Genomic DNA, 233 nt, shown 5'->3' on the forward strand with positions numbered 1-233 from the left:
TCTCTGGTCCAGGCTATCAATCAAGCAGCCTCCTGCATCATGCGTATCGAGGATTTCCGAACCAGGACATTTCACCGGGACATTGTGAGGCCGCAGGATATTCGCGATGCCCCGGGTCTCGTTCTTGCCTATGTCGGCCTGGCCGAAGCACTCAGGGTCATGCAATGCGTCGAGCGCAGGCTGGGTCCCCTTGAGGGCGAGATTGGATTTCATGAGAAGGACTATCTCGGATT

1 protein-coding gene is annotated in these 233 nt (G+C 56.2%); it reads right to left on the reverse strand.

Annotated elements, in window-relative coordinates; genetic code table 11:
• On the reverse strand, nucleotides 1-213 hold a 213-nt coding region (locus tag ACQG3P_RS24570; protein WP_426806507.1), incomplete at its 3' end, for a hypothetical protein.
• Nucleotides 214-233 lie beyond the last annotated feature (20 nt).

The sequence above is a fragment of the Stenotrophomonas sp. SrG genome (assembly GCF_050031795.1).
Taxonomy (GTDB): Bacteria; Pseudomonadota; Gammaproteobacteria; order Xanthomonadales; family Xanthomonadaceae; genus Stenotrophomonas; species Stenotrophomonas rhizophila_A.